The organism is Bradyrhizobium sp. (assembly GCF_049581145.1).
Taxonomy (GTDB): Bacteria; Pseudomonadota; Alphaproteobacteria; order Rhizobiales; family Xanthobacteraceae; genus Bradyrhizobium.
On record NZ_JBAURI010001166.1, the window covers coordinates 1 to 7,541 of the forward strand.

At 63.2% G+C, this 7,541-nt stretch carries 6 protein-coding genes; 2 read left to right on the top strand and 4 right to left on the bottom strand.

All coding sequences use genetic code 11. From position 1 onward, the window contains the following. Nucleotides 1-74: 74 nt before the first annotated feature. Nucleotides 75-710, top strand: a complete 636-nt coding sequence (locus tag WCB02_RS37160) for a substrate binding domain-containing protein (RefSeq protein WP_423966825.1) — start codon at nt 75-77, stop codon at nt 708-710. Between the two features lie 449 nt (nt 711-1,159). Here the strand turns inward: WCB02_RS37160 and WCB02_RS37165 are convergent, their stop codons facing one another. The 4 genes from WCB02_RS37165 to WCB02_RS37180 form a co-directional block, all read right to left on the bottom strand. After that, entirely contained in the window at nt 1,160-2,239 is a 1,080-nt protein-coding gene (locus WCB02_RS37165) for a BMP family ABC transporter substrate-binding protein (RefSeq protein WP_423966827.1), read from the bottom strand. 79 nt (nt 2,240-2,318) lie between these two features. Then, nucleotides 2,319-3,236, bottom strand: a complete 918-nt coding sequence (locus WCB02_RS37170) for an ABC transporter permease (RefSeq protein WP_423966829.1) — start codon at nt 3,234-3,236, stop codon at nt 2,319-2,321. Continuing rightward, complete coding sequence (locus WCB02_RS37175; protein WP_423966832.1) at nt 3,223-4,314, bottom strand: ABC transporter permease; 1,092 nt, start codon at nt 4,312-4,314, stop codon at nt 3,223-3,225. The genes WCB02_RS37170 and WCB02_RS37175 overlap by 14 nt, the downstream gene beginning before the upstream one ends. Continuing rightward, nucleotides 4,298-5,869, bottom strand: a complete 1,572-nt coding sequence (locus WCB02_RS37180; RefSeq protein ID WP_423966835.1) for an ABC transporter ATP-binding protein — start codon at nt 5,867-5,869, stop codon at nt 4,298-4,300. The genes WCB02_RS37175 and WCB02_RS37180 overlap by 17 nt, the downstream gene beginning before the upstream one ends. A gap of 560 nt (nt 5,870-6,429) precedes the next feature. Between WCB02_RS37180 and WCB02_RS37185 the strand changes: the two genes are divergently transcribed. Further along, complete coding sequence (locus WCB02_RS37185; RefSeq protein WP_423966837.1) at nt 6,430-7,539, top strand: hypothetical protein; 1,110 nt, start codon at nt 6,430-6,432, stop codon at nt 7,537-7,539. Nucleotides 7,540-7,541 lie beyond the last annotated feature (2 nt).

Sequence of the window (7,541 nt, forward strand, 5' to 3'; positions counted from 1 at the left end):
AAGCCGGCCGGCTGACGATACCCGCCCCGTTGGCACTGTCGTCACCACCACAGCCGCCCCTTAATTGCCAATCAATGAGCAACCTTCTCACGAACGTCGTGGTAGGCGCGGTTGGCTGGACGCTTACCGCGTTCCTGCGGGAGCGGCCGGAAATCGAGATCGAGGTCAAATTCCGCAACGAGATTCTGGATCTCGCGGCGGAAGGCGTCGACGTCGCGATTCGCTCAGGACCCCTCGACCGCGTGCCCGGCCATCAGGCGCGGCGGCTTTGCACGTTCTCCTGGATCGCTTGCGCCTCGCCCGCCTATCTGAACGCGCGCGGCGCGCCGGCGACTCCATCCGAGCTTTCCGCGCATGACCATGTCGGCTTCCGCAATCCCGCGAGCGGCCAGATCCTGACCTGGCGCTTCGCCGACCCGCGCGGCAAAGGACCCGTTCGCGTCGCGCCGAAGCCCAAGCACATTTGCGACGACGCGCACGCTTCGCTCGCTTTGATGGCGAATGGGGTCGGCGTCGGCTGGGGACCGGCGTGGCTCGTCCATGACGATCTGCGCGCCGGCCGGCTCGTCGAAGTGCTTGCACCCTGGCGCGCGCCGGCGGAGCCGCTATGGATGCTGCGCACCTCCAACCGTCGCCCGCCCTTGCGCACGCAGCGCGTCATGTCGTTCCTCACCACGCTTCCCGCCGCATTCAGCGACAAGGCGGGATGAAGCGTCAGAAATAGCGGACACCCACGATTTCGCAACTGTTCGCCCTGTGTGCCGGGTGCGAACGATCAATAGCGCGCAGCCGTTGGCGTGTTGCAGTGTCGGCAGAAGGTGGCCGTGATTGGCCATGAGACACCAGGTCGAACTCCGCGGCCAGGGCTTGCAAGTGTGCGAGGTAGAGTTCGTAGTGGATATCAGCTCGTAGCTCGTAGAGTGGGTGAGCTTGAGCCGTCAGAATGCCGGCTGAAGCGTAACCAACCGCTTCCATCACGATGCTCGGTATCGATGTCCTGGCGGCAACGGTCGGTTACGCGACCGCCTTTGCTCTTCGCGAAAAGGCGATCGCTAACTAACGCACCCTATGAACGACTTGATTTTTTAGCCGCCAAGAACGTGGATGGCCGGGACGAAGCCCGGCCATGACGGTGTTGTGCGTTGCGGATGCGCCGGCCCTATTTGCCCGGCATCTTGTCGTCGACGCCCTTGACGTAGAAATTCATGCCGAGGATCTGGCCGTCGTCGAGATGATCGCCGCCCTTGCATTCGACGGTGGTGCCGTCCTGCGCCACCACTGGGCATTTGAACGGATGCAGCTTGCCGGTGGTGAGGGCGGCCTGGGTGTCCTCGGCCAGCTTCTTCACGTCGTCAGGCATGTTGGTGTAGGGCGCCATCTGGAACATCTTGGTGTCGAGGCCGCCCCAGGTATCCTGCTCCTTCCAGGTGCCGTCGAGCTCAGCCTTGACCCGCGCGATGTAATAGGGTGCCCAGGTGTCGAGGATCGAGGTGAGCTGCGCTTTCGGACCGAACTTGATCATCTCGGAATCCTGGCCGAAGGCGAATTTGCCGCGCTCGTTGGCGACCTGCATCGGCGCTGGTGAATCCGTGTGCTGCATGATCACGTCGGCGCCCTGGTCGAGCAGCGCCTTGGCGGCGTCGGCTTCCTTGCCCGGGTCGAACCACGAGTTCACCCAGATGATCTTGACCTTGATGTTCGGGTTGACGGTCTGCGCGCCGATCATGGTGGAGTTGATGCCCGAGATCACCTCCGGAATCGGGAACGAGCCGATATAGCCGAGCACGCCCGCCTTCGACATCTTCGCCGCGATCTCGCCCTGGATATAGCGGCCCTGATACCAGCGCGCCGAATAGGTCGACATGTTCTTCTCGCGCTTGTAGCCCGAGCAATGCTCGAAATGCACGTTGGGATATTTCTTGGCGACCTTCAAGGTCGGGTCCATGTAGCCGAACGAGGTGGTGAAGATCAGCTTGTTGCCGGCGCGCACCAGCTGCTCGATCGCACGCTCGGCATCCGGCCCCTCGGGCACGTTTTCCAGGTAGGTGGTCTCGATCTTGTCGCCGAATTCCTTCACCAGGGCCTGGCGGGCCAGTTCATGCTGATAGGTCCAGCCGAGGTCGCCGACCGGACCAAGATAGATGAACCCCACCTTCAATTTATCGGCGGCCGACGCGCTGCCGCCAAGACCTGCCGCAAGCATCAGTGCGGCGGCAGCCGCAAAGAATGTCCTTCTCATTGTCGATCTCCAAACAGTGGGGGCGAAGCCTGAAAGCCCGGAGCGCGGCGCCCCATCGCGCACGCCCGGTATCGGAAAATCAGCGGTCGGGGACGAACACCGTGCCGAGCGCGGCGGGAGCGGTCGAGCCGCCAGACCGCGCCCGCGACAACAACACCAGCACGATGACGGTCGCGAGATAGGGCAGCGCCGACATGAATTGCGAGGGGATGCCGATGCCCAAGGCCTGCGCGTGCAATTGCAGGATCGACACCGCGCCGAACAGATAGGCGCCGATCACGAGCCGACCCGGCCGCCAGGATGCGAACACGGTCAGCGCCAGCGCGATCCAGCCGCGGCCGGCCGTCATGCCGGGGATGAAGAACGGAGTATAGGCGAGCGGCAGATAGGCGCCAGCAAGGCCGGCGCAGCCGCCGCCGAACATCACCGCGAACATGCGGATGCGCAGCACGGGATAGCCGAGCGCGTGCGCCGAGATGTGGTTGTCGCCGCAGGCGCGCAGGATCAGGCCGGCGCGCGTCCGGTACAGGAACCACCACACCGCGATCACCAGCGCCAGCGACAGGTACACGAATGCATCCTCGCCGAACAGGATGCGTCCCGCCGGCGGGAAATCGGTGAGGCCGGGGATATACAGATGCGGCGCCGGCGCGATCCGGTCGCCGACGAAGCCGGCGCCGATCAGGCCGGACAGTCCGATGCCGAGGATGGTCAGCGCCAGCCCGGTCGCCACCTGATTGACCGCCAGCCCCAGCGTCATCGCGGCAAAGATCAGGGACATCAGGATGCCGGCGGCGACGCCGCAGAGCGAGCCGAGGATGATCGAACCCGACAGGAAGGCGCCCCCAAAGCCGCAGGCGGCGCCGACGATCATCATGCCCTCGACGCCGAGATTGAGGACACCGGAACGTTCGGTCACCAGTTCGCCGGTGGCCGCGATCAGAAGCGGTGTCGATGCCGCCAGCACCGACAGGATGATCGCCTCAGCCAGTTCCACTTGCCACCCGTCGTGATGCGGAGACGAACCGAAAGCGGTAGAGAATGAGCGAGTCGCAGGCCAGCACGTAGAACAGCAGAATGCCCTGGAAAACCTTGGTGACGTCCAACGGGATTTTCATTGCGATCTGGGCCTGTTCCCCGCCGATGAAAGTCAATGCGAGGAAAAGCCCTGCAATTAATATTCCAATCGGGTTGAGTCGGCCGAGGAATGCCACGATGATCGCGGTGAAGCCATAGCCCGGCGAGATGCCGGGCTGCAGATGGCCGACGGGACCGGCGACCTCGATGATCCCGGCAAGGCCTGCGAGCGCTCCCGAGATTGCGAAGGTCAGAAGGATCAAGTGGTCGGCATTGAAACCGCCGAACCGGGCGGCGCGCGGCGCGGCGCCAACCACGCGGATTTCAAAACCCATGATGGTGCGGCCGAGCAGGACGGTCGCCGCGGCAACGACCAGGAGCGCGATGATCGCGCCGAGATGCAGACGGCCGCCCTCGATCAGAAGCGGCACGGTCGCGACCGGATCGAAATCCGCCGTGGTCGGGAAGTTGAAGCCGGCGGGATCGCGCCACGGACCGCGCACGAGATAATCGAGGAAGAGATCGGCGACATAGACCAGCATCAGGCTGGTGAGGATTTCGCTGGCGCCGAACTTGACCTTGCAGATCGCCGGGATCAGCGCATAGAGCGCGCCGGCCGCAGCTCCCAGGAGCAGCATCGCCGGCAACACCCAGTGCCCGGCACCGGTGCCCTGCGTCTTCACCGCGATCCAGCTCCCGGCCACCGCGCCGATCAGGAATTGTCCCTCGGCGCCGATGTTCCAGGCATTGGCGAGATAGCAGAGCGACAGCCCGACCGCGATCATGACCAGTGGCGTCGCCTTCACCGCGATCTCCTGCAGCGAATAGCCGTCGGTCAGGGGATCGATGAAATAGACGCCGAGGGCTGCGATCGGATTCTTGCCGAGGATGGCAAACAGGATGCTCATGGTCGCGATCGTCATGCCGATCGCGATCAGCGGCGACACCAGCGCGATCGTGTTGGATCGCTCGGTGCGCTTCTCAAGCACCAGCTGCATGCGCCGTGTCCTTGTGTTGCTCCAGGCGGCTTCCGCCCATCAGCAGGCCGAGCTTTTCGCGCGTCGCTTCGCTCGCAGCGAGCGGCGCCGACAGCCGGCCATGGAACATCACGGCGATGCGGTCGGCGATTTCGGCGAGCTCGTCGAGATCCTGGCTGGTGACGAGAACCGCGGCGCCATTGGTGGCGAGGTCGAGCAGGGCCTGGCGGATCACGGCGGCGGCGCCGGCGTCGACGCCCCAGGTCGGTTGGCTCACAACAAGCACAGCAGGGTTTCGCAGGATTTCGCGGCCGACGATGAATTTCTGCAGATTGCCGCCCGACAGGCTCGCCGCCTCCGGGTCACGCTTGGCCTTGCGCACGTCGAAGATCTCGGTGGCGCGGTCGACCATCTTCAGCGTGGCCGCGGTGTCGACGAAACCATGCTTGACCATGCCGCTCGCGGCATGCCCGGTCAAAAGCGCGTTTTCCGAAAGCCTCATGCGCGGCGCTGTGCCGTGGCCGAGCCGCTCCTCCGGCACGAAGGCCGCGCCGAGCTGGCGCCGCTGCGTGATCGAGAGCTCGCCTGCCGCGATGCCTTCGATCACGATGGTGCCGGAATCTGCGGCAAGCCGTTCGCCGGACAGCGCCGAGAACAACTCGTCCTGTCCGTTGCCGGCGACGCCGGCGATGCCGAGGATCTCGCCGCCCTTCAGTTCGAGCGAGATGTTCTGCAGCCGCACGCCATGGGGATCGTCAGGCGCCATGCTGAGGTCGTTGACGACGAGGCGGGGGATGGTGGTTTTTCGCGCGGCGGCTTTGACTTCCCTGATCTCGCCGCCGACCATCATGCGGGCCAGCGAGGACGCGGTCTCCGCCTTGGGATTACAGGTCTCAACCTTCCTGCCGCCGCGCAGGATCGTGGCCGTATCGCAGAGGCGTTTGACCTCTTCCAGCTTGTGGCTGATGTACAGGATGGCGCGGCCTTCGGCCTTCAACCGCTCCAGCACGATGAAGAGCTGATCGGCTTCCTGCGGGGTCAAGACCGCGGTCGGCTCATCGAGGATCAGGAATTTGGGATTTTGCATCAGCGCCCGGACGATCTCGATGCGCTGACGCTCGCCAACCGACAATTGCCACACCTCGCGCCTCGGATCGAGCGGCAGGCCGTAGACCCTGGACACCTGCTCAAGGCGTGCGGACATGTCCTTGAAGGATTCCTTGCCGTCGAGCCCGAGCGCCACGTTTTCGGCGACGGTGAGATTGTCGAACAGCGAGAAATGCTGGAACACCATGCCGATGCCGCGCGCGCGGGCCTCCGAGGGCCCCGACAGCACCATCTTCTCGCCTTCCCACCGCATCTCGCCGGAGCTGGGCTGAATCAACCCGTAGATGATCTTGACCAGCGTCGATTTGCCGGCGCCGTTCTCGCCGAGCAAAGCGTGGATCTGCCGCGGCCGGATCTCGATGTCGATCGCATCATTGGCGAGGAAGCTGCCGTAGCGCTTGGTCAATCCGATGGTCTGCAGCAGCGGCGTATTGCCGGCAGGCAGGTTGCTGGTCGTCGGCTCGCGCATCCGGGGTCACATCGTCAGGACATGGGATGCCTCGATACTGGGCCAGTTTGAGGGGCGGCGTAAGTAGGGAAAAAGCGCCAGCGTTGCCCAGCGCGTCGGCAGGCGGAACGGCGAACGGCATCTGATTCGACGGGGTGGTGCCCCCAGGAAGCTTGATGGCTCCATCAAGCTGTCCACGCACCCGGCCAAATCTGTTGTAAAAATGTAACTACTCTAACCAAATCATGACCGCTTGTATAAGCCTGCTGAAATGCTGAGCAGAGAAAACGTGATCCTGCTCGGCGCCGGAATATCGTCCGCCGCAAGCCTGGATGGCACCGCGTGATCGTTCAAAAACCCAATGAAATCAAGCCTTATCACAAGGTCGTGAGTTCTCGCCAAGGTTGTCCAAAGGCGGCGAAAATGATCCCTCCGCCGCTAAGCTGCTGATCCAAAGCCTCATCCTTGCGCAGATTGCGGCGACCATGTGGGCAAAGATCGGGCTTCTCACCTCCAAGGAACAGCGCAAGTGTCGCATTCAACGACCTAGAACTTTCGCTCGTAACTTGGGGGTACACAGGATGTCTTTTCGTCACAAAGCAATCGCAGCCGCGGCGCTTTCACTTGCTGCGCTTGCTTCGACCAGCTTCGCCAAGGCCGCCGATTTGCCGGTCAAGGCCAAGAAGGCCGTCGCCGATCTTCCGTTCTTTCTCGTGATCGATGATCGCGTCACATTCTCCTGGATGCCCAATGGTACCGATCCCGGCGTATTCAGCCCCAAGCCGGGCGGCGGCTACAACGCCGATACCGCCAAGCAGGTCTATTCGTTCACGCATTTCGACGTGTGGGCCATGGGCACCAACTTCTTCACCATCTCGATGTTGAAGTCGGATCATAACGATCCCGCCAATCCCTGCACGAACGCCGGTGTGATCCAGACCAGCTTCACCAGTGCCGCGATACCGGCCAGTTGCGCAGGCGCGACCGAATTCTATGGCCTGTTCCGCTCGACCTTGGGCTGGAACGAACTGTTCGGCACCAAGGCCTTCACCTACGGGCCGCTGCACAACATCTCGTTTGAAGCGGGCATGGACGCCGGCACCGAGAACAACTACCTCTCGCCGGCCAAGCGCGACGTCGTCGCCGGTCTGCAGTTCGCTTTCGATCTGCCCTACAAGGGCTATATCGATGTCGCGCCGTTGATGTACTGGGAGTTCTCCAACCAGGACACCTTCACCCAGTGCGGCACCGGCTTTGCCGGCACCATTGCCTATCCCGCAGCAGGCGCCACCTGCCTGATCGATGGCAACCGGAGCTTCAAGCCGACCTGGGCAGTCGAGGTCAATTACTACATGGATCTGGGCTTCCTGCCGGAGAACATGCAGTATTTCTCGATCAGCGGCCGCGCCGGCTGGTATGGCAACAAAGGCTATGAGAACAATCCGCTGCCCGGCACCCAGACCGCGGTCGAGTTGAACTCCGAGCCGATCCGTCTGACGCTGGACGCCAGCAAGGCATTGTGGGGCAACAAGTACAGCCACTTCGTCGACGTCTGGGTCGCCTATCGCTACTGGCAGAACAAGTTCGGCATCGATCACGCGACCAGCGCGATCTGCAACGTCGCGCCGGGCGTGAGCAACAATTCCTGCACGGAATCGACGGTCTACACCGGCATCACGGTGAAGTTCTAACC